Below are 25,914 nucleotides of genomic sequence, written 5' to 3'. Positions count from 1 at the left end.
CGAGAGGGTACCGGCGCTGGCCCTCCTTCCTCTACCTGGCGGTCCAAAGTGCTGCGGTTATTCTATGAATCCAAGATCGTCAGCGTAAAACCTGATAGTTCTTGACCACTTCGGATAGCGGCTTTGTAGCCTTTTTCTGTCTCAGTAATAAATTGCCCAGTCTGCGAGCTGGGCAATTGCATAATATGAAGTAAAACAGCCGGTGATGAATCGAAAGAGAGAACCTCCGAGGACGATCGGAGGCCCTCAATCAGCATAAGCCCATGTGCATGAATGAATTCAGCACATCCTTGGCAGCTGGTTATCCTTCCTGGATGTTAGTAATTATGACAAATTTCGAATGCAATAAGATTAACCTATATTAACTAAAGGTTCGTGAGCAAACCGTCGTGACCATGCGGGCCCTCCCGCCCCTTTTCAGGTTACAGGCTGGCATTGCACCCTGCATACGTGTTACTTCATTGGCAGGCGTACGTCTTTTTCAAGGCGTCGGTGACCACATCACTGGCCGGTTCGCTCCAGCTCTCGGAAGCATTTTCCAGATATTGCGACACATCATCCAAGATATCGCGACCGCGAACGTCACTGGGTGCACAAATCTTTTTTCGGGATTCTAACCGGTCAAAAACGCCTAGCACATACCCAGTGTATGTGAAAAACTTACTGGTATCGTAGGGTTCATCGGCGCGAAATTGCTGGTAATGGCGCTGAAAATCGAGAAGGTCGGCACCATTGTAAAAATAGCCCCAAGCGTTTCCAATTCCCGCACTGCCCAACCCGGCTACCAACACCACACTCAATGCCCGTTTGGCGGTTTGTGTCTTGTGACTCACCCTGACTCCTTGCTTATTCCATTGAGGCACGACATGGCGACCGTGCTACGGTCGCCATGAGCATGAGTAAGCCGCGATATCGATAAGACGTCAACCGCTACCTAGAACTCCGCCCACTCGTCTTGAGACCGCGTTTGCCGGGTTGTCACCGGCGCTTGGGCGGAGCTAGCGTCTTTCCCAGCCACAGGCCGCGATGCTTGGCGGGGTGGCGTCAGGGAGGCACGCTCGTCATCACCCAACTGGAACGCTGCCAGGGCATGCGCCAGCGACTGTGCCTGGGCGCTCAGTTCTTCAGACGCTGTGCTGGTCTCTTCCACCATGGAGGCATTTTGTTGGGTCATGCGGTCGAGTTCGGCAACCGCCGTGTTGACCTGGTTAATGCCGTCGCTCTGTTCCTTGCTGGCGGCGCTGATCTCGTTGATGACATCGCTGACGCGCATCACGCTCTCGACGATCTCATGCATCGTCGCGCCCGCACTTTTGACGAGCTCCGTGCCGCGTTGCGTGCGCTGTGTGGAAGTCTCGATCAAGGTGCGAATTTCTTTGGCGGCTTCGGCACTGCGGCTGGCAAGAGTGCGCACCTCGCTGGCCACCACGGCGAATCCGCGCCCGTGCTCGCCGGCGCGTGCCGCTTCGACGGAAGCATTCAGCGCCAGAATATTGGTCTGGAAAGCGATGCTATCCATCAAGGTAATGATCTCCCCCACTTGGCGCGAAGCAGTATCGATATCCACCATGGTCTGTTCGACTTCACTCATCACCTCGCCGCCTCGGCGCGCAACGCCGGCCGAATCCTGCGCCAACTGGTTGGCTTGTCCTGCCGAGTCAGCGGAATGCGAGACGGTGCCGGTGAGCTCTTCCATCGAGGCTGAGGTTTGCTGCAGGTTGGCCGCCGTCTGCTCGGTACGGCTGGACAGGTCTTGACTGACCTGGGTGATCTCTCCCGACGCAGAATCAACCGCGTGCGAGGCACCGCGTACCTTGACCAGCGTATGCTGGATACGCTCGACGAAGGCATTGAAGCGTTCGGCCAGCTCCCCGACTTCATCGTGACGCTCTACCGGCAACCGCCGCGTCAAATCAGCCTCCCCGGAAGCGATATCACTCATCGCCTGGGACGTGCGACGAATCGGTCCCACGATACTCCGCGTCATGATGACCGCCAGTAGCGCTACGATCACGAACGCGATTACGCCAAGCCCAACCGTTACCAGCGCATTCCGCCATATAGCGGCGTTGAGGTCTTCGCGCATGGCAGCTATTTCGGCATCGATATCGGCGATGTAAACACCGGTACCGACCGCCCACTGCCACTCGTCGATAGCAGCGATATACGATAACTTGGCTTCTTCATCGCCGCTCTCGGGATTGAGCCACGGGTATTCGTAAAAACCGCCGCCGTCGCGTGCCCGTGCCACGAATTCGCGCACCAGGTAATCACCGTTGGGCGCCGTCAGGTCCGACATATCCGTACCCTGCTTGTCAGGCGAAAACGGTAGCACCACATTATTGCCGTCGTAATCGTAGACAAAGACATAGCCATTGTTGCCATAACGAATGCTACGCAGAAGGTCTGCCGCCTCGGCCTTGAGTTCTTGCGTATTAGCATTATCGCTGTCACGGAGCGGCGCAATCGATGATACCGCCGTATCGATCAAATCACGCAGGGCATCGCGCCGATCTTCGATCAGGGAGGCACGACGTTCCTCAAGATTCTCCTCGGCCTGTTGCTTCATCTGATAGACCGTGGCGCACAAGATGACCGCGCTGATAAGCACCAGAGGCAACAAGGTAGCCATGAGGATACGGGGCTGTAAGCCCAGGTTTTGCAGCGATACGCGCTTCGCACTGGCTGGCATTTCGTTTCGACTCCATGGACGCGAAAAAACGATGGCTTCGCTCACGACGACGCTTATAAAGCGTTATCGGCGAGTTTCCAGCGTTCCGCATTCATCAAACGTCGAAACGAGGACAAAAAAACGCCGGTTGACAATCAACCGGCAAGCCGCCACAGCGTGGCTAGAGTCATACGCCAGCCTTTGCAGACCGGTTGGAGGCAGATGATCTTCCACCTCTGGAGACACATGAGACCTGCGTCTTCCTTGGCGATTCGGATCACATGAGCCTGCGAGGCGAGACCCGCCTCCTTCCTTGGCTGCCAGCCACCAACCAGCGCAATCGCGCAATTCCCTTGGCAGCGTCCCAGTGGCCGATGATCGCTTGAATCACTTCCATCTTAGACGTCAGACCGGACTTGGAAAAGCGTTGTACAACACTCGGCGTAAGCGCTTACTCAGCCTCGCGATGCCAAGTCTTTGTCTTCTGCATTGAGACGACTTCTCGCGGGCGCCGCAATGGCGAAAAACCGCTCGATCACGGCTGTCGAGGCCGGGCGCGTCAAGCAAGTGATCGCCACGAATACTGGCAGATTGATTAGCAGCCCCCAGAACCCAGCGTGGATTCCCAGCGGATTGCGCCACACCAGCGTAAACAGCAGTGTGACGGTAAACCCCACCACGATGCCGCTCAATACGCCCAGTTTGGAGGCACGGGTCCAGAAGAACATGCCGATGAAGGCAGGCAACACCTGGGTGGCAAAGCCCAGCCCCACGAGCAATATCATCACCAGGTTGCTGGGTTCGGCGATAGCCACCGGCGCAACGATCAGCGCCATGAGCGGCAAGAGCAAGCGCCGCGCCAGTTTGCCGGCAGCGGCGTCGGTAAGTTTGAGGGCTGGCTGGGCGATGTCCTTGGAATAGGACAGCGCCACCGAATGCAAGAAGGGTTCGCAGGACGACATCGACGCGGCCAACGTGCCCGCGCCCAATAAGCCCACCAGCCAGACCGGCATCTGTTGCATGGCAAGCTCCAGAGCCACGGTATCGGCACGCGCCAGCTCAGGCAGGCTATAGATGCCGATGAAGCCCACCACCACCATCGGCAGGATGACCACGTAATAGCTCGGCAGCCAAGTCGCGCTGCGACGAATGGTGCGTGCCGATGACGCACTCATCCACTGCGTCCAGACCGGCGGCATGAACGACAGCATCGAGACGATGATCGATGTCGTCCAGAAGGCAAAGCTCATATCCCCCTGCGCGCCCGGCAAGGTCAGAAAGGCAGGATCACGCTCACTCAAAGTGGTAAAAACATCGTCGAACCAAAGGCCGCCGCCGAAGCGCTGTGACGCCCAGAGCCCAATCGCCCACGCCACCGCCAGCATCAGCACGCCCTGAAAGGCGTTGGTGATACCGATCGCACGTTGGCCGCTGGCATAGAGATAAAGGGCGATACAGCTCAAGACCACCAGCACCCCCACCCAGATCGGTAAACGTCCAGCGCTCATGACGTGCAGAATATACGCCGCCCCAATGGTCTGCAGTACCGCATAGGCCAATGACGCGATCGACATTACCCCTGCGGCCAGACCACCCAGCAGCGGGCTTTCATAACGATCGGCAATGGCCGCCCCTTGCGTGACATGTCCGAAACGCCGACCAAAGGCCCACACCTTAGGACCAAAATACCAAGCCACCAACGCCAGATAGGATAGGTAGATTACCACGTAGAATACCGCAACGCCCTTGGTGTAGGCCCAGCCTGGAGCGCCCATGAAGGTGTAAGCGCTCACGCTGCCTGCGGCGATCAGCAAATAGAGCGTAACCGGCCCCATGCTGCGACCGGCGACGCCCCACTCTTCCAGCGAGTTCATCGAGCGTCCTGTCCGGGCGCGCAAGCCAAGGAAGATCGCCACGCCCAGATAAGCGAGCGTCATGATAATCGGCACACTACTCGTCATCGCAAGAACGCTCCACTAGCCGATTGCCGATGGCCATGACACCACAACAGGCAAACACGATGACGTACGACCATACCGCGATCAGTGGCAAGCCGAGCACCACGCAGGCTTGGTTGAACCAACCGATCACCGGCCAGATGCCTGCTGCTATGAGCACGACGAATGCCAGAGTCAAACCCCAGCCACGGCCCGTGGTCGGCCGCACGATATAATGCTTCATGAAACGTTCCGCTCAGGAAAGATGGTCTACGTTGCCAAGGCGTATGCCTTACAATGCGATACGAAAAGCGCTCATGGTAGCGCATTCATTCGCTCTAGGGGATCGACACGTGCTCGCATGTTCTTAACGGCCTATGGGCATAGTCAGTACACTTGCCATAGCATGGCGCCTACCGCTTCCTCTGTTTTTCCTCGGCGACAAGGATGTCCTAATGAAATTTTCCCTGGCCGGATTGCGTAACGCACTCAGTGGCACGGCCAGTGCCGGCTATATCGCCAAGGGAATGGTCTACTTCACGGTGGGCTGGCTGTCGCTGCTCACCACGATTGGGCTCGGTGGCCAGCAGGCCGGTACCAGCGAGGTCATTCGCGCCATCGCGCTATGGCCGTTCGGCACACTATTGATCGGGTTGCTCGGTATCGGCCTGCTCGCCTATGTGCTCTGGCGACTCGCCCAGGCCTGGTGGGATCTTGAGCACAAGGGCAACGGCTGGAAAGGCATCTTGCAGCGTCTCGGTTTCGCCATCAGCGGGCTTTTATACATCGCCCTGGCCTGGCAATGCGCCACGCTACTGATTCTCTCGCTAGCCAGCGGCGGAGGCAGCAGCACCTCTCAGCAAACTGCCAAGCTGCTCACCTATCCTGGCGGGCTATTCGTCTTGCTGGGCATCGGAATAATCTTTGTTTGCGTGGGGCTGCATCAGTTTTATCGCGCGTGGAAGCGGCACTACCGGCGCAACTGGCATATCGAGGACATGCCCAAGGGCCCGATGCCGCTGCTCGAAGGCATCGCCCGCCTGGGCCTGGCGGCACGGGGCCTGGTCTTCATGATCATTGGCGTGTTTCTGTGCATTGCTGCCGTCGAGGTCGACCCCGACAATGCCGAGGGGCTGGGAGGCGTGCTCCACACACTCGCCGAGCAACCCTACGGCCGTTGGTTGCTCGGCGGTGTCTCGCTGGGCCTCGTGGCCTATGGACTCTATTGCTTCATCAATGCCGGTTATCGGCGTACACGAACGCCGCGCCTGTAAACGACGTCGACTCAGCCCATCATCAAGGCGCCGCCGGCAGCCGCGGTAGCGGCGCCGATCCCGCGTAGCCAACGATTGTCACGACGCGATAGCCACTCGCCCAGCACACGTCCCGTCAGGGTGATGGCCACGCTGGTCGCCACGAAGCCCGCCGCATACAACAACGCGGATGCCCCCGGCGCCAGTTCGCTGCCATGCGCGTGGCCATGCAGCAGGATGAAGGCGAACACCAGCATGCCACCCAGGGCACTTGGCAAACGTACCAGCGAGGCCAGCAGCACCCCGGCCAGCAACACGCTCGAGGCGATGCCGAATTCGACGCCCAGCAGCGGCACGCCCATCCAGGCCAGACTGGCGCCCGCCAGCATGCCCAGCGCAATCAGCAGTGGCATGGCACGGCGTAACGCGCCCGCCTGACGGAAGCTCCACAGCCCGATGGCCGCCATCGCTAGCAGGTGGTCGAGCCCGGTCAATGGATGCGTCAAGCCAGCCATGAAACTGCCGGCATGCGAATGCGATAGATGCCCCGGGTGCGCCAATGCAGAACCAGCGAACAACAAAGCCAAGGGGGTCAACGCCAGGATCAGATGGCGCATATGAAGACGAGACATGGACATGAATATTCTCCTTTATAGTCAGTGATAACCAGCGTGTCTTAGGTGCTTGACGCCACATCGGCGTCCGCCGCCTGCCCCACATGCTGCGACGCCGGCCGGCGCTCCGGCAGCATGCCCCGCTCGAGGATGAAGGCGACGATCTCCTCGACCCCCACCCCGTCGTGCAGGTTGGTGAACACGAACGGCCGCTCGCCGCGCATCTTGCGTGCGTCACGGTCCATGACCTCCAGCGAGGCATGTACCTGCTCGGCGATATCGATCTTGTTGATGATCAGCAGATCGGATTTGGTGATCCCCGGCCCGCCCTTGCGCGGGATCTTGTCGCCGGCGGAAACATCGATCACGTAGAGCGTCAGATCGGAAAGTTCGGGGCTGAACGTTGCCGACAAGTTGTCGCCGCCGGACTCGACCATCACCAGCTCGAGCCCCGGATGACGCGACTGCAGCTCGTCGATGGCCGCCAGGTTCATCGAGGCATCCTCGCGGATCGCGGTGTGCGGGCACCCCCCGGTTTCCACCCCCAGAATGCGGTTGGATTCCAAGGCATCGTGCTTGAGCAGGAAGTCGGCATCCTCGCGGGTATAGATGTCATTGGTGACCACGGCGATATCGTAATGATCGCGCAGGGCCAGGCAGAGTTGCTTGAGCAGCGCCGTCTTGCCGGATCCCACCGGGCCGCCGACACCGACGCGTAGACAATGTGTCATGTTCTTTCTCCTCAACTCCTGAACAACCGTGAATACTGGGTTTCATGCAAAGCGCTAGCTAACGCCAGGCCGGGCAACGCCGGTCCCAAATCATCGTCTTCCAACGCCTGGGCCTCGGTGACTGCCGCAACAAGGGCCGGGCGTAGACGTTCGACGAGACGCTGAGCACTCGTCTGCCCTAGAGGCAAGGCCTTGCAGGCCACCGTCAACTGGTTTTCCAGCCACGCCCAGGCGAAGCCCAGCATGGCATCTTCACAACTCACACCGCGTACGCGTGCCGCCAAAGCAAAGGCCACTATGTAACCCGGCGTCTCGGGCATGACCGGCGCCACGGGCACCTGATCGAGACTTCTCAGCAAGCGCACCAGCGTGCCGCCCAGGCGCTGCTCTTCCTCGAGCAGCTCGCGAGTTTCACGATTGGCCTGCAGCCAGTCATTCCAGTGCGCCAGGGCCTCGGCGTCGCCCTCCGCCCAGGCGCGATGGGCGCGCGCCAGCACCGGTAATTCGCAGCGGGTCAGCCCATCGTCGAGCACGCCGGCGAGCCACTCGCCGAGGCTCGCCTCATCATCGACCCAGCCCAGCTCCAGCGCGCTCTCGAGCCCCTGCGACCAGGCAAAGGCACCGATCGGCAACGCCGGACTGACCAGCTGCATGAGCCCGGCCAGGGCCAGCGGATCGTGCTGCGACACCGGCTCAGTGGACATGTGCCGACGCCTGATGGTGGTGATGATCGTGACCATGGCCGTGGCCTTCCGCCTGGCCATAGGCGCCCGGCTCGGGATCGAACGGTGCCGCGTGGTGCTCGAGCGTCGCGCCCAGCCGCTCGGCCAGTTCCTCGAGCACGTGATCCGGCGGAAAGCGCACCCAGCCGCGTTGCGCGTCGCCCGCGATGGCCAGTTGCACGTGACGGTTGCCCAGGTGATAGCACAGCCGCGCCAGCGCCAGTGCGCCTTCGATCCGTGCCGTCACCACCGGCTCGTCGGCCGCCTGGACGCGCACCACTTCGCCGCTCTCGGCACGCAGCCCGTCGCCGTCGCGCAGCACCGGGCCACGATCGAGGAACAGGCCCAGCTCGCGGCCGGCATCGCTGACCGCCTTGAGCCGCCCGCGCATGCGCGCCTCGAATGGCAACGTGAGCGTCTCGCCGGCCTGCTCCGCCGCAATCGGCCCCAGGCGTTCGATCAGTTTCAGCATCGTTCAATCTCCCTCTCGGCCACGCGCCCTGGCGCGTGACTCAAAACAAGTGGTACCGCTGGGCGAGCGGCAGCTCGGTGGCAGGCTCGCAGGTTAGGATGTCGCCATCGCAACGCACCTCGTAGGTCTGCGGATCCACCTCGAGATGGGGGCAAACCTCGTTGAGCTTCATGTCGGCCTTGCGCACGCCGCGCACGTCCTTGCAGGCCACCAGATCGCTCTGCAGCCCCAGGCGCTCGCGGATGCCGGCATCCAGCGCGACCTGGCTGACGAAGGTCAGGCGCGTGCGGCTGGCCGCCCGCCCCAGGGCGCCGAACATGGTTCGGTAGTGCACCGGCTGCGGCGTGGGGATCGAGGCGTTGGGGTCGCCCATCGGCGCGGCGGCGATCATGCCGCCCTTGAGCATCATGGCCGGCTTGACGCCGAAGAAGGCCGGGTCCCACAACACCAGGTCGGCCAGCTTGCCGACCTCCACCGAGCCCACCGCGTGGGCGATGCCATGGGTGATCGCCGGATTGATGGTGTACTTGGCGACATACCGCTTGGCGCGATGATTGTCCGCACCGCGCGCAGCGTCCTCCGGCAGCAGGCCCCGCTGCACCTTCATCTTGTGAGCGGTCTGCCAGGTCCGGCAGATCACCTCGCCGACCCGCCCCATGGCCTGGGAGTCCGACGCGATCATCGAAATCACGCCCATGTCGTGGAGGATGTCCTCGGCGGCGATGGTCTCGCGACGGATTCGCGAATCGGCGAAGGCGACGTCCTCGGGGATGTTGGGATCGAGGTGGTGGCACACCATCAGCATGTCGAGATGCTCATCGATGGTGTTCACTGTGTAGGGACGCGTGGGATTGGTCGATGACGGCAGCACGTACGACTTGGCGCAGGCGGTGATGATGTCCGGAGCATGTCCGCCCCCGGCGCCTTCGGTGTGGTAGGTGTGAATGCAGCGTTCCTTGAAGGCCGCCAGGGTGTCCTCGACGAAGCCCGACTCGTTGAGCGTGTCGGTGTGGATGGCGATCTGCACGTCGTACTTCTCGGCCACGCTCAGGCAGTTGTCGATGGACGCCGGCGTGGTGCCCCAGTCCTCGTGCAGCTTGAGGCCCATGGCGCCGGCCTCCAGCTGCGCCTCCAGCGCCTCGGGCAGGCTGGCGTTACCCTTGCCCAGCAGACCGATGTTCATGGGCATGTCGTCGACGGCCTGCAGCATCTTGCCGAGATGCCACTCGCCCGGGGTGCAGGTCGTGGCATTGGTGCCGGTGGCCGGGCCGGTGCCACCGCCGAGCATGGTGGTGATGCCGCTCATCAATGCCTCTTCCACCTGGTGGGGGCAGATGAAGTGAATATGGGCGTCGATGCCCCCGGCGGTGAGAATCTTGCCTTCGCCGGCGATCACTTCGGTGCCGGGGCCGATGACGATGTCGACGTCCGGTTGCGTATCCGGATTGCCGGCCTTGCCGATGCTCGCGATATGGCCCTGCTTGAGTCCCACGTCGGCCTTGACGATACCCCACCAGTCGAGAATCAGGGCATTGGTGATGACGGTATCCATCACCGCCTCGTCGACGCGCTGGCTCTGTCCCATGCCATCGCGGATCACCTTGCCGCCGCCGAACTTGACCTCGTCGCCGTAGTGGGTGAAATCCTGCTCGACCTCGATCCACAGCTCGGTATCGCCGAGCCGCACGCGATCGCCCACCGTCGGGCCATACATATCCGCATAGGCTTTGCGACTGATCTTCATGGCGTTCCTCCCGCACTGGATTGGTCGAGGCTGCCCATCACATCGCCGTGAAAGCCGTAGATATGCCGCCGGCCGACGAAGGGAATCAGGGTCACCTCGCGACGCTGGCCGGGCTCGAAGCGAATCGCCGTGCCCGCCGCCACGTCGAGGCGATAACCGCGCGTCTTGTCGCGGTCGAAGATCAAGGCCGGGTTGGCCTCGGCAAAGTGGTAGTGCGACCCGATCTGGATGGGCCGGTCGCCGGTATTGGCGACCTCGACGGTGATCCGCTCGCGCCCTGCGCAGAGTTCGATCTCGCCGTCCTGCAACTGGTATTCACCGGGAATCATGGCGCCTCCTTACGAGGTTACTGAAATGCGCGAGCGCAGCCATTGCGGACTCCGTCACACAATCGGGCTATGAACTGTGACCAGCTTGGTGCCGTCCGGGAACGTCGCCTCGACCTGCACCTCATCGACCATCTCGGCCACGCCTTCCATGACGTCGTCGCGGGTCAGGATCTCGCGCCCGGCGCTCATCAGTTCGGCGACGCTCTTGCCGTCGCGCGCGCCTTCCAGGATCTCGAAGCTGATCAAGGCCACCGCCTCGGGGTAGTTGAGCTTGAGGCCACGGGCACGGCGTCGTTCGGCAAGTTGCGCGGCGGAAAACAGCAGCAGCTTGTCCTTGTCTCTCGGGGTCAATTCCATATCGGCAACTCTCTCTTGATGAATTCGGGCGTCGGGCCGTCGTCAGGTCATCCAGATCCGCGGCACGCTGGCCTGCCGTGACGACAGCCAGGGCCGCAGCACCTCCCAGGCCTGCTGACAAACCTCCCAGGCGGCATTGCGCTCATCGCCCAGATAGCGCAGCAGGAGCACGTCGCGGCGCTGGGTGACGGCCCAGTGCCGCGATGCCGGCAAGCATTCCCTCAGAGCCTCCACCGCGGCCTGCGGCGCCGTCAGCCCCACTGCCCAGAGCGTCGCCTGCACCGTACTGCCGCCCTGTCCCCAATAGCCGTGGAACCGTGAATGCATGGGATCGAGCGGCTGACGTTCACGCCATAGCGGGCGTCCGTCGCGCGTCAACGCGAAGCGCTGCTCGACCCGTCCGCTGACGAACGGCAACTGGCTGGCGGGACGCCCCAGCGCCAGGACTTCCCAGCCCACGCAGCAGCCATCGCCCTGCACATCCAGCGTCGTGCTCTGCATGCCACGCGCGCCGTCGAAACACAGGGTTTCCTGCGGCAGCCATTCGAGCAGCGCGCCGGGCCGCACGGTCAGATGCGTGTGCTGCCCCCAGCACACGCCATGGCTATCGGCGCGATACAGCTTGGTCGCCGCCGGCGTGGTCAGCAGGGCATGGGCGCCGCGCTCGGCCTCGATGTCGATGCGCAGCTCGTCGCCGCTGACCAGTCCGCCCGGTGGGTGCAACAGATACACATGGCAAGGCTCCGCGTAGCGAGCGTCGGGAATATGGCCCGTTTCGGGATAGAACGGCCGTTGCACGCGCAGAGGGCCGTGGTGGCGCGCACGCGTCATCCGCGTGCGCCCATCGCGATCGCGAAAGCCCAGCGACAGGGAAGCCGCCCAGTGGCGCCGGGTGTCGAAGCGGTGCCCCGAACCGCCGGACGGCGTCTGCCCCGCCCCTTCACCGGGCGACGCCGCCTGGCCGGGAAACGACAAGTCCGTCATACCGTCAGGTGCCGTTTGATCAGGTCATCGTCGAGTTCACCGATCTCGCCGCCGGCGACCGTCTGCCCCCGGTCCATGATCGTGAAGCGATCGGCGTACTTGCGCGCGAACGGCAGCTTCTGCTCGACCAGCAACACGGTGAGCCCGTCCTCCTGGTTGAGCCGGCGTATCACCTCACCGATCTGCGCGACGATGTTGGGCTGGATGCCCTCGCCGGGTTCGTCGAGGATCAGCAGGCGCGGCTCGATCACCAGCGCCCGGCCGATGGCCAGTTGCTGCTGCTGGCCGCCGGACAGGTCACCGCCACGCCGGTGACGCATTTCCCGAAGCACCGGAAAGAGTTCGTAGATACGCTCGGGAATGCCCCGCTCCGCCGCACCTTGCACACGCTTGCGCCGTGCCGGCAAACCGATGCGCAGATTCTCCTCCACGCTCAGCGTGGCGAAGATCTGCCGCCCCTGGGGCACGTAGCCGATGCCCAGGTCGGCGCGGCTCTCGGGGCGCCGCTTGAGCAGGTTCTCGTCGGCGAAACGCACCTGACCGGCGCGCACCGCCACTTCGCCCATGATGGCCTTGAGCAGCGTGGTCTTGCCCACTCCGTTGCGGCCCATGACGCAGGTGCAGCGCCCCGCCGGTACCTCCAGCGAGAGATCGCGCAGGATATGGCTTTCGCCGTAATACTGGTTGAGCTTGTCGACGCTGAGCATCAGGTTCCCTCCCGCACGTCGGACGATTCGTCGCCGCCCAGATAGACGTCGATCACCTTCGGGTCGTTGGCGACCTCGTCCATGCTGCCCTCGGCGAGCACGCTGCCCTGATGCAGCACGGTGACGGTACGGGCGATGGAGCGTACGAACCCCATGTCGTGCTCGACCACCACCACCGACTGCTGGCCGGCCAGGCGCGTCATCAACTCCGCCGTGCGGTGCATTTCCGGCTCGGTCATGCCCGCCACGGGCTCGTCGACCAGCAACAGCCGCGGGCGCTGCATCAGCAGCATGCCGATCTCCAGCCATTGCTTCTGGCCATGCGAGAGCACGCCGGCCAGCCGGTCGCGTTCGCCGCTCAGGCCGATGATCTCCATGACCTCGTCGATACGCTCGCGCCCCTCGTGGTCGAGGCGGGCCAGCAAGGTCTTCCATACGCGCCGGTCGCCCGCCATCGCCAGCTCGAGGTTGGCGTTCACCGACAACGCCTCGAACACGGTGGGTTTCTGGAACTTACGCCCGATCCCCAGGTTGGCGATCTGTGGTTCGTCCATCTGCAGCAGGTTGTGGCGGCTGCCGAACCAAGCCTGTCCGCGATCGGGACGCGTCTTACCGGTGATGATGTCCATCATGGTGGTCTTGCCCGCGCCGTTGGGGCCGATGATGCAGCGCAGCTCGCCGTCGTCGATGGTCAGATTGAGGTTGTCGATGGCCTTGAAGCCGTCGAAGCTCACGCTGACATCCTCGAGGTAGAGAATCGGTCCGTGACGCACGTCGACGGGGGACTCCGCCGGTGCCATGAAGTCGAAGACGCGATCGGGGCGCGCGAACTCGCGCAGGCGTTGCATGCGCTGCGAATCCATCATGCTCATGCGGTCACCTCCCGGCGCCGACGCAGGTGCGCCATCAGGCCCGCCACGCCCTGCGGCAGGAACATGGTGACCACCACGAACAAGCCCCCGAGCAGAAACAGCCAGGCATCCGGCATCACTCCGGTCAGCACCGTCTTGAGATAATTGACGACCAGCGCGCCGAGCAGCGCGCCGTAAAGCGTGGCGCGGCCGCCCAATGCGACCCAGACCACGACCTCGATGGAGAACAGCGGCGCGAAGGTGCTCGGGTTGATGATGCCGACCTGCGGCACGTAGAGCGCCCCGGCGACGCCCGCGATCATCGCCGACAGTACGAACACCGCCAGCTTGACGTGTTCGACGCGATAGCCGATGAAGCGCACCCGTGCCTCGGCGTCCCGGGTGGCCATGCACACCCGCCCGAGCCGTGACCGGGTGACTGCCTTGCAGCCCCAGAACGCCAGCAGCACGGCCACGCCCGAGGCCACGAACAGCGCCACGGTCATGCCTTCGCCGGCGAGCGCGAAGCCCAGCAACTCATCGAATCGCGTCAGCCCGGTACTGCCCCCCATGGCCATTTCGTTGCGGTTGAAGGCCAGCATCAGCGCGAAGGTCAGCGCCTGGGTGATGATCGAGAAGTACACGCCGGTGACCCGCGAGCGAAACGCCAGCCAGCCGAAGACCAGTGCCAGCAGCCCCGGCGCCAGGATCACGGCGAGCGCCGCCACGGGAAAGTGAGCCATGACAGCCTGCCAGGGCGCCAGCGGTGCCTGCTGGGCGGTCAGGTAGAGCCCCATGGCATAGCCGCCCAGGGCGAAGAAGGCCCCGTGGCCCAGGCTCAGGATGCCCAGGTAACCCCAGATCAAATCCACCGCCAGCGCCAGCAGCATGTAGGTCAGGTACTTGCCCAGCAGCGAGACGACGGAGCCGTTCAGGTGCCAGGCATGATCCGTCGGCAAGGCATGGAGCACGACCACCGCCAGCATGCCGACGATCAGGACGACGCTAGTGATCCAGGTCGAGCGTTCATCGAGCAGGGAATTGCGTTTGAACATCGTGGCGAGACTCATGAGGTCCGCCCCTTGGGCGCGAAGAGGCCCTGCGGACGTTTCTGAATGAACAGGATGACGCCGATCAGCACGATCACCTTGGCCAGCACGGCCCCGACCCAGGGCTGCAGGACCTGATTGATCACGCCCAGCGACATGCCGGCGACCAGGGTGCCCCACAGGTTGCCGACGCCGCCGAAGACCACCACCAGGAAGGAGTCGACGATATAGCTCTGCCCCAGGTTGGGCCCCACGTTGGTGATCTGGGACAGGGCGACGCCCGCCAGCCCGGCGACCCCGGCACCCAGGCCGAAAGTGAGCATGTCCACCCGCGCGGCGCGCACGCCCATCGAGCGTGCCATGGCACGATTCTGGGTCACCGCGCGCACCTCCAGCCCCAGCCGGGTGTAGCGCATCAGCGCCCACAACGCGGCGAACACCACCAGGCAGAAGAGCAGCACGCCCAGGCGGTTGAGGGTCAGCGACAAGGCCTCGTTGATCTGCCATGCGCCCTGCAGCCAGTCCGGCGAGGCCACCCGGCGATTGAGCGGCGAGAACACCGTGCGCACCAGTTGCTGCAGGATCAGGCTGATGCCGAAGGTCGCCAGCAGCGTCTCGAGCGGACGCCCCTTGAGAAAGCGGATCACGCTGCGCTCGATGAGAATGCCGAACGCCGCCGCGACCAGGAAACCGCCGGGGATCGCCAGCAACAAGGCCAGCCCCGGCTGCCCGGGCAACAGTTGCTGAATCATCCAGGTGGTGTAGGCCCCCATCATGATCAGCTCGCCGTGCGCCATGTTGATCACCCCCATCACGCCGAAGGTGATCGCCAGGCCGATCGCCGCCAGCACCAGCACCGACCCGGCACTCAAGCCGAAGAACAGCGTCTGTCCCCGCTCGTACCAGGCACGCTTGCTCTCGATGCCGGCCAGCGTCTCGCCGGCCTCGGCGGCGATCGGGGCGTCGCCGGCGGCGATGGTAGCGAGCGAATTGCGCACGCGAGTGTCGAGATTGCCGCGCAGGGTTTCCAGGGCCGCGGCATCGCCCTGCTCCACGCGATACAGCGCCAGTGCGGTTTCGAGCTCGGCGCGTACCGCGGGACTCTCCTCGTCGTCGAGTTGCGCGGCGACCGTGTCGACGCTTTGCGCATCGACCTCGCCGATCAAGCGCTTCGCGGCCTCGAGACGGGTCGCCTCGTCGCCTTCGTCGAGCGACAGCGAGGCGATCAGGCCCTGCAACTGGGTGCGCAGCGCGTTGTTGATGCGAAACGCATCGACGCTGCGCCGGGAGCCGGTGCCGGCCTCCTCGAAGGTGATGGCGTCGATGATCGGCCATTCGCGGCCGCTGTCATCGGTGATGATGTAAAAACGCTCGCCACGGCGCTCGCGTCCCAGACGGCCGTCGAGCAAGGCCTCGAGCCAGCGAGTTTTCTGGGCGGCGTCGCTGGCGGCGATGGCCTGGGCGGCCTCGGCCTTGGCATCGAAGTCGTCGGTGTCCAGCGCCTGCAGCAAGGCCTGGGCACGCTGCGGCGTCACCTCGGCCTGCACCGGCGAGACGATGGCGAGCCACACCAGCAGTGCGGCCACGACCGTCAGGCAATGCCGGAAACCCAAGCCGGCCTGCGGTCCGGTCATGCCTTCTGGCCGAACATTCGTCGCGTGAGTTGGCGTCATCGAAAGGTTCCTTCTCGCGCCGCGACGATCGCGGCGCACGATTCGGGAGCGCCCCAGCCTGCGGGGCGTCATGACGTGAAGGAAACGGCGAGCGCCGGACGCTCGCCGTGGGCGTGCTTACTCGGCGCCGGCGCCGTCCTCGCAGGTCATGGTGTCGACGTTGAGCTTTCCGCAGCGCAGTGGCGCGCGCCAGTCGCTGATCAGGTCCTGCGATTCGGGGAGATAGTCGGACCAGGCATCGCCGGCGACATTGCCCGAGGTTTCCCAGACCACGCTGAACTGACCGTCGTCCTGGATCTCGCCGATCATCACCGGCTTGGTGATGTGGTGGTTGGGCATCATCGCCGAGGAGCCACCGGAGAGGTTGGGCACCGTGACCCCGATGATCGAATCCTTCACCGCGTCGACATCGGTAGTGCCGGCCTCGCGCACCGCCTCCAGCCACATGTTGAAGCCGATGTAGTGCGCTTCCATGGGATCGTTGGTCACGGCCATGTCGTCGCCGGTGTATTCGACCCAGTTGTCGATGAAGTCGTAGTTGGCGTCGCTGTCGACGCTCATGAAGTAGTTCCACGCCGCCATGTGCCCCACCAGCGGCCCGGTATCGATGCCGGACAGCTCCTGCTCGCCCACCGAGAAGGCGACCACCGGGATGTCGGAGGCACTGATGCCCTGATTGGAAAGCTCGGTGTAGAACGGCACGTTGGCATCGCCGTTGATGGTCGAGACCACGGCGGTCTTCTTGCCCTGGCTGCCGAAGTCCTTGACCTCGGAGACGATCGACTGCCAATTGCTGAAGCCGAACGGCGTGTAATTGACCATGATGTCGTCGTCGGCGACGCCGTGGTCCTTGAGATACGCCTCGAGAATCTTGTTGGTGGTGCGTGGGTAGACGTAGTCGGTACCCAGCAGCGCCCAGCGCTCCACGCCCTGGCTCATCAGGTAGTCGACCGCGGGAATCGCCTGCTGGTTGGGTGCCGCGCCGGTATAGAAGATGTTCTCGGACGATTCCTCGCCCTCATACTGCACCGGATAGAACAGCAGGCCGTTCTCTTCCTCGACCACCGGCAGCACCGCCTTGCGCGACGCCGACGTCCAGTTGCCGAAGATCACGTCGACCCGGTCGTCCCCGGTGAGCATGTCGCGCGCCTGCTCGGCGTACAGCGACCAGTCCGAGGCCGGATCCATCACCACGGGTTCGAGCTGCTTGCCCAGCAACCCGCCGTTTTCGTTCTGCTGCTCGATGAGCATCAACAGCTCATCCTTCAGCGTCGACTCGCTGATGGCCATGGTCCCGGAAAGAGAGTGCAGGATTCCGACCTTGATGGTGTCTTCCTGGGCCGCGGCCGGAAGCGCGATGCCCATCGAGAGTAAGAGTGCGGCGGTGGAGGTGATCTTGTTCACGAACGACTCCTTGCGGGTCTGATTGTTGTTGCAGCGCCAATGCACGCTGTTGTCGTGATATCCAGCGACGACGCCCGATGACGTCTACACGACACCTCGCAAGTCATGTGCCAACTTCGTGCACCGCCCTTTAAACCGCATGAGTAACAATGACTTATAGCGTATACAAAAAGCGCAAGAGGGAATCGTCCGCACCTAAATGGCGCACGCCGGATCCGCGGGCGCACCAAAGAGGAGGAGGAATGGCGTCATGAGCACCAGAAAAGTGCACGCACGCAAGACAAGGAGAGAAACGACAAGGTCGGCGCCCGCCTCTCGGGCGGGCGCAAGCGGAAGGAGGAAGGCGAGCGCCTGCTAAGCGCTCGAGGCGTTGTCCAGCGGCGTGGGATGCTTGCCGTCGCACCACCCCTGGGTGGACGAGGACGCCGGTTCGAACCAGTCCAGCCGACCGTGCAGCGACACCACATCACCGACCACGATCAGCGTCGGCGGACGAATATCGCCCGTGTCGATGGCTTTCAGAAGGCCCTCGGGAAGCGCCTCCAAGGTGCCCACATGCACCCGCTGGCGCGCGGTGGTCCCCTGTTCGATCAAGGCCAGGGGCGTGTCGCCGGACATGCCATGTGCCTGCAGCTCATGGCGGATGGTGGCCAGCGAGCCCAGCCCCATGTAGAACACCAGCGTCTGCCCGGGACGCGCCAGCGTCGGCCATTCAAGATCGCAACCGCCGTTCTTGAGATGCCCGGTGACGAACCGAACCGACTGGGCATGATCGCGATGGGTCAAGGGAATGCCCGCGTAGGCGGCGCAGCCGCTGGCCGCGGTGATGCCCGGCACCACTTCGAAGGCGATGCCCGCCTGGGCCAGGGTTTCCAGTTCTTCGCCGCCACGCCCGAAAATGAACGGATCGCCGCCCTTGAGCCGCACCACGCGATGCCCGGCACGCGCCCAGTCGACCAGTGCCTGGTTGATGCCTTCCTGGGGCACGCTGTGCGACGACCGCGCCTTGCCGACATATAGTCGCCGCGCCTCGGGATTGGCCAGCGCCATGATCTCCTCACTGACCAGACGATCGTGCAGCACCATGTCGGCTTCCTGCAGCAGGCGCAGCGCCTTGAGCGTCAGCAGCTCCGGATCGCCGGGTCCCGCGCCGACCAGCGCCACATGGCCGTGGAGACGTCGGGGGCGCGACGAGCGCGATGTCACATCATGCGAAGAAACAGGCATCGTTATTCCCGGTTCGACTTAAAAAACGAGGTCTTATAGCCAAAACGATAAGGTTCCTCGGCATTGCGGGGAAGGAACGTCTGGTTGGAAGGTTATAACCAAGTAGAGATCCATGCCATTGCCCGTGGTGCGCAATGGCATGGCAGGCGTCGCATCAAGCGTTGATCCGCTCGACCCCGTCCATATGGCCGCGCAGGGCCTCGGGAATCACGATGCTGCCATCGGCTTGCTGACAATTTTCGAGCACCGCCAGCAGGCAGCGTCCCACCGCCAGGCCGGAGCCATTGAGCGTATGCACCAGCTGCGGCTTCTTCTGGTCGGGATGCCGCATGCGCGCCTGCATCCGTCGTGCCTGAAAGTCCTCGCAGTTGGAAATCGAGGAAATCTCGCGATACGTCTCCTGACTCGGTAGCCAGACTTCGAGATCGTAGGTCTTGGCAGCACCGAAGCCCATATCGCCGGCACACAGCGTGACGACGCGGTAAGGCAGCTCGAGCGCCTGCAGGATCGCCTCGGCGTGGCCGCGCATGGATTCCAGGGCGTCATAGCTGGTTGCCGGGTCGACGATCTGCACCATCTCGACCTTGTCGAACTGGTGCTGGCGAATCATGCCGCGGGTGTCTCGCCCGTAGGCGCCCGCCTCGCTGCGGAAACACGGCGTGTGAGCGGTCAGCATCAGGGGCAGCTCGGCAGGCGTGAAGATCTGCTCCCGCGCGATGTTAGTCAACGGCACCTCGGCGGTGGGAATCAAGTAGAAGTCATGATCCCCTTCCAGCTTGAAAAGGTCCTCACCGAACTTGGGCAACTGCCCCGTGCCGGTGAGCGAGGCGTCGTTGACGATATAGGGAACGTAGCATTCTTCATAGCCGTGCTCGCGCGTCTGCTTGTCGAGCATGAACTGCGCCAGCGCGCGGTGCAGCCGCGCGATGGGGCCGCGCATCACGGCGAACCGCGACCCGGTCAGCTTGGCCGCCATCTCGAAATCAAGATAGCCGAACTTGGCGCCCAGATCGACATGATCACGCACTTCGAAGTCGTACGTGCCCGGCGTTCCCCAGCGATGCAGCTCGACATTGTCAGCCTCATCAACACCTTGGGGCACACTGTCGTGGGGCAGATTGGGCAACGCCGCCGCGAGCTCATCCCACTCGGCCTGCACCTCGGCGAGACGCGCCTTGGCGGCGTCGAGGCGCTCGCCCAGATCGCTGACTTCGTCGAGCAGCGGCTGAATGTCCTCGCCCGATGCCTTGGCCTGACCGATCGCCTTGGAGCGCGTGTTGCGCTCGTTCTGCAGGCGTTCGGTCTCGGTCTGCAGCTCACGGCGGCGCGATTCCAGCGCCTCGAGACGCGCCGTGTCCAGGGTAAAGCCGCGACGGGCCAGTCGTTCGGCGACCAATGCCGGGTCGCTGCGCAACAATTTAGGATCGAGCATGGATCTTATCCGTCGAAAAGAAATAATGAAGCCACGTGAATAGGCCCACATTGTAGGGAAAAGCCACGCCGTTCACCACGCTAACCGCCTTCTCGAACCCGCAGGCGGGATGCGTCACGCGGCAGGCTGCAGTAAAGTATCCCCAATATACCCAGACTGTATCGTCCCGACGACGCCGCACGGCCAGACGGTCGCAGAAACCGTCGTCCGGCGCTGACCGATGGCTTGAGACTTCATGATCGCACCCCTGGACACCCCGGAACGCACCGCCACACCCTACCTACGCTTTCTCGATGCGCTCGACCAGGCCGGCTTCAGTGGCGACATCGCCCCGGACTATGCCAATCGCACGGTGATGGCCACCGACAATTCCATTTACCAGCGCTTGCCGCAGGCCGTGCTGTATCCCCGCGACGCCGAGGATCTCGCCTGTCTGGGACGCCTCGCCGGGCGCGAAGAATTTCAGGCCATCGTGCTCGCACCACGCGGCGGGGGCACCGGCACCAACGGGCAGTCGCTCACCGACGGCCTGGTGGTCGACGTGTCACGGCACATGAACCACATCCTCGAAATCGACGTGGAGAACCGCCGTGTACGTGTCCAGGCCGGCGTGGTCAAGGATCAGCTCAACGCTGCCCTCAAGCCGCATGGTCTGTTCTTCGCCCCAGACCTGTCGACCTCCAACCGCGCGACCATTGGTGGCATGATCTCCACCGATGCCAGCGGCCAGGGCAGCTGCGAGTATGGCAAGACCCGCGATCACGTCCTGGCACTGGACATGCTGCTGCTCGGCGGCGAGCGTCTGCACTGCCAGCCCCTCGACGCCGACGCCCTCGACCAGGTCTGCACACGCGACGACCGCATCGGCGACGCGCACCGCACCGCGCGCGAGATCGCCGAGACCCAGGGCGCGTTGATCGAGGCCACGTTTCCGCCTCTCAATCGCTGCCTGACGGGCTACGACCTGGCCCACCTACGCCGCGCGGACGGTACCTTCGACCTCAACAGCGTGCTTTGCGGTTCGGAAGGAACGCTGGGCTTTTTCGCCGAGGCCACGCTCAACGTCCTGCCCATCCCCAAGCATTCGACCCTGGTCAACATTCGCTATCGCGGCTTCATGGATGCCCTGCGCGACGCCAAAGCACTGATGAGCGGCGACAGCCGCCCGACCTCCATCGAGACGGTCGACGACAAGGTGCTGAGGCTGGCCATGGAGGACTTCGTCTGGGATGGCGTAGCCGAGTTCTTCCCCACCGAGGGCGAGGACATTCACGGCATCAACCTGGTCGAATTCAACGACGACGACCCAGAGCGCCTCGCGGCGCGCGTCGAAGCCTTCTGCACGCACCTCGCCACCGACACTCAGGTCGAGCGCCTGGGCTATACCCTGGCCGAAGGCCGCGAGGCAATCGGCCGTGTCTACGCCATGCGCAAGCGCGCGGTGGGCCTGCTCGGCAACGCCAAGGGCGAAAAGCGCCCGATCCCCTTCGTCGAGGATACCGCCGTACCGCCCGAGCATCTGGCCGACTACATCGCCGAGTTCCGCGCCTTGCTCGACGCCCACGGACTGGCGTACGGCATGTTCGGCCACGTCGATGCCGGGGTATTGCACGTGCGCCCGGCCATCGACATGAAAGACCCGGCGCAAGAAGCCCTGATCCGCGAGATTTCCGACCAGGTCGCCGCCCTGACCCAGCGCTACCACGGTCTGCTGTGGGGCGAGCATGGCAAGGGCGTGCGCTCGGAGTACGCGCCGCAGTTCTTCGGCGAACTCTACCCCAGCCTGCAGCGCCTCAAGGCGGCGTTCGACCCGCACAATCAGCTCAATCCGGGCAAGATCGCCACGCCGCTTGCCAGCCGATCCGAAGACAACGGCGCCATGGCTACCGACAACAAGGCTTCGGGAGCGGGACGCAGCGAAGGTCATTTGCCAGGGAAGGCAAATGTAGTGCCCAAGGAAGGGTTCACAGCGCCTTCGCAGCGGTCCGCTCCCGATAGCACCCATGGTTTAGGCTCGCCCGAAGCCGCCGAGGCGGAACCGGTCAAATGGGTCGATCCGGGGCTCTTGACCATCGACGGCGTGCCGACCCGTGGGCAAAGCGACCGCCAGATCGACGAGCGCGTCTGGCAGCACCATGCCAGCGCCGTCTATTGCAACGGCAACGGCGCCTGCTACAACTACGACCCCAATGACGCCATGTGCCCCTCATGGAAGGCCACCCGCGAGCGCGTGCATTCGCCCAAGGGACGCGCCAGTTTGATGCGTGAATGGCTGCGCCTGCAGGACCAAGCCGGCATCGACGTCATCGAGGAATCACGCCAGAAGCAAGCTGAAGGTATCTGGGGTGCCACCAAGGCGTTCCCGCGTCGCCTGCGCAACACGCTGCGCAAGCGACGCGGCCAGGAAGATGTCTCCCATGAGGTGTATGACGCCATGGCCGGCTGCCTGGCGTGCAAATCCTGCGCCGGGCAGTGCCCGATCAAGGTCAACGTCCCCGAGTTTCGCTCGCAGTTTCTGGAGCTCTATCACAACCGCTATTTACGCCCGCCACGCGACTACCTGATCGGCTCGCTGGAATTCTTCGTGCCCTATCTCAAGCCAGTGGCGCCTGCGTATAACGCGCTGCTGAACACACGCTTGGCAGAGCGCTTGCTCGCCGGGCCGCTAGGCATGGTCGATACTCCGCGCCTGTCTCGCGCGAGTCTCGCCAAGCAACTCAGGGCGTGGGGCGTCGCCGAGGCCACACCCACCTCGCTGGGCCTGTTGACCGAACGCCAGAAGACGCGCAGCGTGGTCATCGTTCAAGATGCGTTCACCAGCCACTTCGAGGCCAAGCTGGTGATGGATATCGTCGAGCTTCTCTCGCGGCTGGATATTCGCGTCTTCGTCGCGCCCTTCCACGCCAACGGCAAACCGCTGCACGTGCAAGGCTTTATGGGCGCGTTCGAAAAGACCGCCACCGCCCAGGCGAAGCGTCTCAAGACGCTCGCCGACTTCGGCGTGCCGTTGGTGGGTATCGACCCGGCGATGACGCTCGCCTACCGCCAGGAGTACGTCAAGGCGCTGGGGCCCGAGGCCGTCCCCGAGGTGCTGCTGCTTCAGGAGTGGTTGCTGTCCCTGGGGCGCGCCCTGCCACCCGCCGGCCTGCCGGCGATCGAAGACCCTGGCTACAAGCTGCTGACGCACTGCACCGAGAAGACCAACGCGCCGGGCGCGACCAAGGCCTGGCAGCAGGTCTTCGCGGCGTTCGGACTGGACCTGGAAAGTGTCGCCACCGGATGTTGCGGCATGTCCGGCACCTACGGGCACGAAGCCCGTAATCGCGAGACCTCCGAGAAAATCTACGATCTCTCGTGGCGAGCACCGGTCGAGAACGACGCCAATGCCGGGCGCCTGCTGGCCACCGGTTACTCGTGCCGCAGCCAGGCCAAGCGCCTCTCCGATGCCGTACTGCCGCATCCGTTACAGGGCTTGCTGACGGCACTCAAACGCACCCGATCTTGAAGGTGTCGACGATGTCCCGATCGATTATTTTCATTGGCCTGGCCATCGTGGTCATCGGCTTGTTGTGGCCCTGGCTTTCCAAGCTACCGCTCGGGCATCTGCCCGGCGATATCGCCATCAAGCGCGAGGGCTTTGCCTTCTATTTTCCGATCACCACCATGATCCTGGTCAGCGTGGTCGTATCGGCTCTGTTGTGGCTATTCAATCGCTGAATCGGCGTACACCAAAACGGTGCAGCGAGCACGCCATAACGGGGCACCCAGTAGCGATATAGACACATTCATCATTAACGCTTGCCGTGCATTGCAACTAGCGTGAGGCAACGCTAGGCTTCGCGCTTTCGTTCACCCCCAAGGAGCGCGACCATGGAGCACGCTGCCGTCGACCTGACTTTGATCGGCCTGCTCGCGCTGATCTGCCAATGGCTGGCCTGGCGCCTCAAATTGCCGGCGATCCTACCGCTTTTGCTCGTGGGTATCGTCATGGGCCCCGTGACGGGTCTGCTCCAGCCCGATGCGCTGCTCGGCGATCTGCTGTTTCCGCTCGTCTCGCTGGCAGTGGCGGTGATCTTGTTCGAAGGCAGCCTGACGCTCGACTTCGGCGATCTGCGCGGCCATGGCCACATCGTGCGCCGGCTGGTGACCTGGGGCGCGCTGGTCACGGGGATTATCGCCATCGTAGCGGCACGCTTCATTTTAGGACTATCGTGGGAGATGGCTAGCGTACTGGGGGCCGTGCTGGTGGTCACCGGGCCCACGGTGGTGCTGCCCATGTTGCAGACGTTGCGCGCCCGCGAGCATCTTTCGCAGATCCTGCGTTGGGAAGGCATCCTGATCGACCCGGTGGGGGCCATCGGCGCGGTGCTAGTGTATGAGTTCGTCGCGCTTGGCGCTTCCAACGGCGCCGCCACCTACACTCTGGTGCTATTCGCCAAGACGGCCCTGATCGGCTTCGGCCTCGGTGGCCTCGGTGGCTATCTATGGGGCTGTATACTGCGCCACCACTGGTTGCCGCAACGCCTGCACAGCTTCGGTACGCTGATGGCCATGCTGTCGCTGTTCACTCTCTCCAACATGCTCTTTCACGAATCCGGGCTGTTGACCGTGACGGTGATGGGCGTGTGGCTAGCCAACATGCGCGGCGTACCCACGCAGCAGATCATCGAGTTCAAGGAAACGCTCTCGTTGCTGTTGATCTCGGGGCTTTTCATTCTGCTCGCCGCACGCTTGACCGTCGATCAGCTCGCGCAGCTTTCCTGGCCTGCCTGGGCGTTTCTGCTCATCCTGGTGGGCGTGGCCCGCCCTCTTGCGGTCTGGGTCTGCACCCTGGGCACTCGGCTCAACTGGCGAGAGAAAGCGCTGCTGGCATGGCTCTCGCCGCGCGGCATCGTCGCCGCCGCCGTGGCCTCGCTGTTCGCCCTCAAGCTCGACAACCTGAACATGCCGGGCGCAGAAATGCTGGTACCGGTGACCTTTCTGGTCATCATTAGTACCGTCGTGGTGCAAAGCCTGCTGTCGCGCCCCATCGCGCTAGCATTGAAGGTCAGCGAACCGCCGCCCACCGGCTTTTTGATCATCGGCGCCAATCCGGTGGCCCGCACCATCGCCAAGGCGTTGGAAGAATCCGGGTTTACCGTGCGCCTGACCGACAACAGTTGGGACGCCGTACAGGAAGCACGCATGGCCGGGCTGCCCGTCTACTACGGCAACCCGCTCTCCGAGCATGCCACCCAGCATCTCGAACTGACCGGTATCGGCTACCTGCTGCCGCTGTCGCCCTACCGTGAATTGAACAACCTGGCGATCCTGCATTTCGAGCATGTACTGGGGCACGGCAAAGTCTTTCGCCTTGCGGCGGGCACCAGCAAGCACGCCCACCGCCATCAAGAACAGGCGCTGGACCACTTACCCATGGTCTTCGGCGAAGACGTGACGTATGCCCAGCTCTCGAGCGTGGTCTATCGTGGCGGCGAAGTACGCAAGGCCAAGCTAAGCGCCAATTTCAGCATGGAGGACTATCGCCAGGCGCACCAGAATCGCTTGTTGCCCCTGTTCTGTATCGGCCCTAACGGCCGCATACGGGTCGCCAACGATCGGACGCCGCTCACCCCTCGTGCCGGGGATACGCTGATCAGTTTGATCTATCCTGACTCCCCCGAATTCTGAACGCCCCACAATTCTTAATACCCAACAATTCTGAATACCCCCAACGCCATCGGGCCGCACAAGGCGGCCCGATGGCGGTCAAGACAA

The 25,914-nt window shown here is 63.4% G+C and carries 23 protein-coding genes; 4 read left to right on the top strand and 19 right to left on the bottom strand.

What is annotated here, in order from left to right:
* Nucleotides 1-458 precede the first annotated feature (458 nt).
* The 4 genes from LUN51_RS15880 to LUN51_RS15865 form a co-directional block, all read right to left on the bottom strand.
* Nucleotides 459-833 carry a Rap1a/Tai family immunity protein gene (locus tag LUN51_RS15880; RefSeq protein WP_277812019.1) on the bottom strand — a complete coding sequence of 125 codons (375 nt, stop codon included), beginning with the start codon at nt 831-833 and terminating at the stop codon, nt 459-461.
* A gap of 101 nt (nt 834-934) precedes the next feature.
* Nucleotides 935-2,692, bottom strand: a complete 1,758-nt coding sequence (locus tag LUN51_RS15875) for a methyl-accepting chemotaxis protein (RefSeq protein WP_277812018.1) — start codon at nt 2,690-2,692, stop codon at nt 935-937.
* 434 nt (nt 2,693-3,126) lie between these two features.
* A complete protein-coding gene (locus LUN51_RS15870) occupies nt 3,127-4,632 on the bottom strand; it encodes a sodium:solute symporter family protein (RefSeq protein WP_277812017.1) in 1,506 nt (501 codons plus the stop codon).
* Nucleotides 4,622-4,852 (bottom strand): hypothetical protein, encoded by a 231-nt coding sequence (locus LUN51_RS15865; RefSeq protein WP_277812016.1) that lies wholly within the window; start codon nt 4,850-4,852, stop codon nt 4,622-4,624. The genes LUN51_RS15870 and LUN51_RS15865 overlap by 11 nt, the downstream gene beginning before the upstream one ends.
* Nucleotides 4,853-5,063: 211 nt before the next feature.
* Between LUN51_RS15865 and LUN51_RS15860 the strand changes: the two genes are divergently transcribed.
* Nucleotides 5,064-5,882, top strand: coding sequence for a DUF1206 domain-containing protein (locus LUN51_RS15860; RefSeq protein WP_277812015.1), 819 nt, complete (start codon nt 5,064-5,066; stop codon nt 5,880-5,882).
* An 11-nt stretch (nt 5,883-5,893) separates the two neighbouring features.
* Here LUN51_RS15860 and LUN51_RS15855 read toward each other — a convergent pair whose 3' ends face one another.
* The 15 genes from LUN51_RS15855 to serS form a co-directional block, all read right to left on the bottom strand.
* A complete protein-coding gene (locus tag LUN51_RS15855; protein WP_277812014.1) occupies nt 5,894-6,499 on the bottom strand; it encodes a HupE/UreJ family protein in 606 nt (201 codons plus the stop codon).
* Between the two features lie 38 nt (nt 6,500-6,537).
* Nucleotides 6,538-7,206, bottom strand: coding sequence for an urease accessory protein UreG (gene ureG, locus LUN51_RS15850; RefSeq protein WP_246895330.1), 669 nt, complete (start codon nt 7,204-7,206; stop codon nt 6,538-6,540).
* A gap of 11 nt (nt 7,207-7,217) precedes the next feature.
* Entirely contained in the window at nt 7,218-7,910 is a 693-nt protein-coding gene (locus LUN51_RS15845) for an urease accessory protein UreF (RefSeq protein ID WP_139312401.1), read from the bottom strand.
* Nucleotides 7,900-8,400 (bottom strand): urease accessory protein UreE, encoded by a 501-nt coding sequence (gene ureE, locus LUN51_RS15840; RefSeq protein WP_011507600.1) that lies wholly within the window; start codon nt 8,398-8,400, stop codon nt 7,900-7,902. The genes LUN51_RS15845 and ureE overlap by 11 nt, the downstream gene beginning before the upstream one ends.
* Nucleotides 8,401-8,440: 40 nt before the next feature.
* The gene (gene ureC, locus LUN51_RS15835; protein ID WP_277812013.1) at nt 8,441-10,144 is read right to left on the bottom strand and encodes an urease subunit alpha; all 1,704 of its coding nucleotides are present in this window, start codon (nt 10,142-10,144) and stop codon (nt 8,441-8,443) included.
* Nucleotides 10,141-10,473, bottom strand: coding sequence for an urease subunit beta (locus tag LUN51_RS15830; protein ID WP_277812012.1), 333 nt, complete (start codon nt 10,471-10,473; stop codon nt 10,141-10,143). Before LUN51_RS15830 ends, ureC begins: the two co-directional genes overlap by 4 nt.
* A gap of 54 nt (nt 10,474-10,527) precedes the next feature.
* Nucleotides 10,528-10,830: an urease subunit gamma gene (locus LUN51_RS15825; protein ID WP_011507603.1), complete on the bottom strand. Its 303-nt coding sequence runs from the start codon at nt 10,828-10,830 to the stop codon at nt 10,528-10,530.
* A 42-nt stretch (nt 10,831-10,872) separates the two neighbouring features.
* Nucleotides 10,873-11,814, bottom strand: a complete 942-nt coding sequence (locus LUN51_RS15820) for an urease accessory protein UreD (RefSeq protein ID WP_277812011.1) — start codon at nt 11,812-11,814, stop codon at nt 10,873-10,875.
* Nucleotides 11,811-12,521 carry an urea ABC transporter ATP-binding subunit UrtE gene (urtE, locus tag LUN51_RS15815; protein ID WP_277812010.1) on the bottom strand — a complete coding sequence of 237 codons (711 nt, stop codon included), beginning with the start codon at nt 12,519-12,521 and terminating at the stop codon, nt 11,811-11,813. Before urtE ends, LUN51_RS15820 begins: the two co-directional genes overlap by 4 nt.
* A complete protein-coding gene (gene urtD, locus LUN51_RS15810; RefSeq protein WP_277812009.1) occupies nt 12,521-13,393 on the bottom strand; it encodes an urea ABC transporter ATP-binding protein UrtD in 873 nt (290 codons plus the stop codon). The genes urtE and urtD overlap by 1 nt, the downstream gene beginning before the upstream one ends.
* Entirely contained in the window at nt 13,390-14,442 is a 1,053-nt protein-coding gene (gene urtC / locus LUN51_RS15805; protein WP_277812008.1) for an urea ABC transporter permease subunit UrtC, read from the bottom strand. The genes urtD and urtC overlap by 4 nt, the downstream gene beginning before the upstream one ends.
* Entirely contained in the window at nt 14,439-16,094 is a 1,656-nt protein-coding gene (gene urtB, locus LUN51_RS15800; protein WP_277812007.1) for an urea ABC transporter permease subunit UrtB, read from the bottom strand. The genes urtC and urtB overlap by 4 nt, the downstream gene beginning before the upstream one ends.
* Nucleotides 16,095-16,211: 117 nt before the next feature.
* The gene (urtA, locus tag LUN51_RS15795) at nt 16,212-17,459 is read right to left on the bottom strand and encodes an urea ABC transporter substrate-binding protein (RefSeq protein ID WP_240673422.1); all 1,248 of its coding nucleotides are present in this window, start codon (nt 17,457-17,459) and stop codon (nt 16,212-16,214) included.
* A gap of 393 nt (nt 17,460-17,852) precedes the next feature.
* Nucleotides 17,853-18,725 (bottom strand): uroporphyrinogen-III C-methyltransferase, encoded by an 873-nt coding sequence (gene cobA / locus LUN51_RS15790; RefSeq protein ID WP_277812006.1) that lies wholly within the window; start codon nt 18,723-18,725, stop codon nt 17,853-17,855.
* A 154-nt stretch (nt 18,726-18,879) separates the two neighbouring features.
* Nucleotides 18,880-20,157, bottom strand: coding sequence for a serine--tRNA ligase (gene serS, locus LUN51_RS15785; protein WP_277812005.1), 1,278 nt, complete (start codon nt 20,155-20,157; stop codon nt 18,880-18,882).
* A 235-nt stretch (nt 20,158-20,392) separates the two neighbouring features.
* Between serS and LUN51_RS15780 the strand changes: the two genes are divergently transcribed.
* From LUN51_RS15780 to LUN51_RS15770, 3 genes are all read left to right on the top strand, one after another.
* Nucleotides 20,393-23,662, top strand: coding sequence for an FAD-binding and (Fe-S)-binding domain-containing protein (locus tag LUN51_RS15780; RefSeq protein WP_277812004.1), 3,270 nt, complete (start codon nt 20,393-20,395; stop codon nt 23,660-23,662).
* Nucleotides 23,663-23,673: 11 nt separating this feature from the next.
* Nucleotides 23,674-23,874 (top strand): DUF2905 domain-containing protein, encoded by a 201-nt coding sequence (locus LUN51_RS15775; RefSeq protein ID WP_040241963.1) that lies wholly within the window; start codon nt 23,674-23,676, stop codon nt 23,872-23,874.
* 153 nt (nt 23,875-24,027) lie between these two features.
* The gene (locus LUN51_RS15770; protein WP_277812003.1) at nt 24,028-25,827 is read left to right on the top strand and encodes a cation:proton antiporter; all 1,800 of its coding nucleotides are present in this window, start codon (nt 24,028-24,030) and stop codon (nt 25,825-25,827) included.
* Nucleotides 25,828-25,914: the final 87 nt, after the last annotated feature.

Origin of the sequence: Chromohalobacter canadensis (assembly GCF_029544075.1) — a bacterium.
Classification (GTDB): Bacteria; Pseudomonadota; Gammaproteobacteria; order Pseudomonadales; family Halomonadaceae; genus Chromohalobacter; species Chromohalobacter canadensis_A.
This window is presented reverse-complemented; position numbering and strand designations above follow the sequence as displayed.

Bases quoted from the DNA above. Each gene is read 5' to 3' on its own strand.
- urtD (WP_277812009.1), bottom strand. From the start codon at position 13,393: ATGAGCATGATGGATTCGCAGCGCATGCAACGCCTGCGCGAGTTCGCG.
- ureE (WP_011507600.1), bottom strand. From the start codon at position 8,400: ATGCTGAAACTGATCGAACGCCTGGGGCCGATTGCGGCGGAGCAGGCC.
- urtA (WP_240673422.1), bottom strand. From the start codon at position 17,459: ATGGGCATCGCGCTTCCGGCCGCGGCCCAGGAAGACACCATCAAGGTC.
- LUN51_RS15820 (WP_277812011.1), bottom strand. From the start codon at position 11,814: ATGACGGACTTGTCGTTTCCCGGCCAGGCGGCGTCGCCCGGTGAAGGG.
- LUN51_RS15770 (WP_277812003.1), top strand. From the start codon at position 24,028: ATGGAGCACGCTGCCGTCGACCTGACTTTGATCGGCCTGCTCGCGCTG.
- urtC (WP_277812008.1), bottom strand. From the start codon at position 14,442: ATGAGTCTCGCCACGATGTTCAAACGCAATTCCCTGCTCGATGAACGC.
- LUN51_RS15825 (WP_011507603.1), bottom strand. From the start codon at position 10,830: ATGGAATTGACCCCGAGAGACAAGGACAAGCTGCTGCTGTTTTCCGCC.
- LUN51_RS15865 (WP_277812016.1), bottom strand. From the start codon at position 4,852: ATGAAGCATTATATCGTGCGGCCGACCACGGGCCGTGGCTGGGGTTTG.
- LUN51_RS15845 (WP_139312401.1), bottom strand. From the start codon at position 7,910: ATGTCCACTGAGCCGGTGTCGCAGCACGATCCGCTGGCCCTGGCCGGG.
- ureG (WP_246895330.1), bottom strand. From the start codon at position 7,206: ATGACACATTGTCTACGCGTCGGTGTCGGCGGCCCGGTGGGATCCGGC.
- LUN51_RS15830 (WP_277812012.1), bottom strand. From the start codon at position 10,473: ATGATTCCCGGTGAATACCAGTTGCAGGACGGCGAGATCGAACTCTGC.
- LUN51_RS15855 (WP_277812014.1), bottom strand. From the start codon at position 6,499: ATGTCCATGTCTCGTCTTCATATGCGCCATCTGATCCTGGCGTTGACC.
- LUN51_RS15780 (WP_277812004.1), top strand. From the start codon at position 20,393: ATGATCGCACCCCTGGACACCCCGGAACGCACCGCCACACCCTACCTA.
- serS (WP_277812005.1), bottom strand. From the start codon at position 20,157: ATGCTCGATCCTAAATTGTTGCGCAGCGACCCGGCATTGGTCGCCGAA.
- ureC (WP_277812013.1), bottom strand. From the start codon at position 10,144: ATGAAGATCAGTCGCAAAGCCTATGCGGATATGTATGGCCCGACGGTG.
- LUN51_RS15875 (WP_277812018.1), bottom strand. From the start codon at position 2,692: ATGCCAGCCAGTGCGAAGCGCGTATCGCTGCAAAACCTGGGCTTACAG.
- urtB (WP_277812007.1), bottom strand. From the start codon at position 16,094: ATGACGCCAACTCACGCGACGAATGTTCGGCCAGAAGGCATGACCGGA.
- LUN51_RS15775 (WP_040241963.1), top strand. From the start codon at position 23,674: ATGTCCCGATCGATTATTTTCATTGGCCTGGCCATCGTGGTCATCGGC.
- urtE (WP_277812010.1), bottom strand. From the start codon at position 12,521: ATGCTCAGCGTCGACAAGCTCAACCAGTATTACGGCGAAAGCCATATC.
- LUN51_RS15870 (WP_277812017.1), bottom strand. From the start codon at position 4,632: ATGACGAGTAGTGTGCCGATTATCATGACGCTCGCTTATCTGGGCGTG.
- LUN51_RS15860 (WP_277812015.1), top strand. From the start codon at position 5,064: ATGAAATTTTCCCTGGCCGGATTGCGTAACGCACTCAGTGGCACGGCC.
- cobA (WP_277812006.1), bottom strand. From the start codon at position 18,725: ATGCCTGTTTCTTCGCATGATGTGACATCGCGCTCGTCGCGCCCCCGA.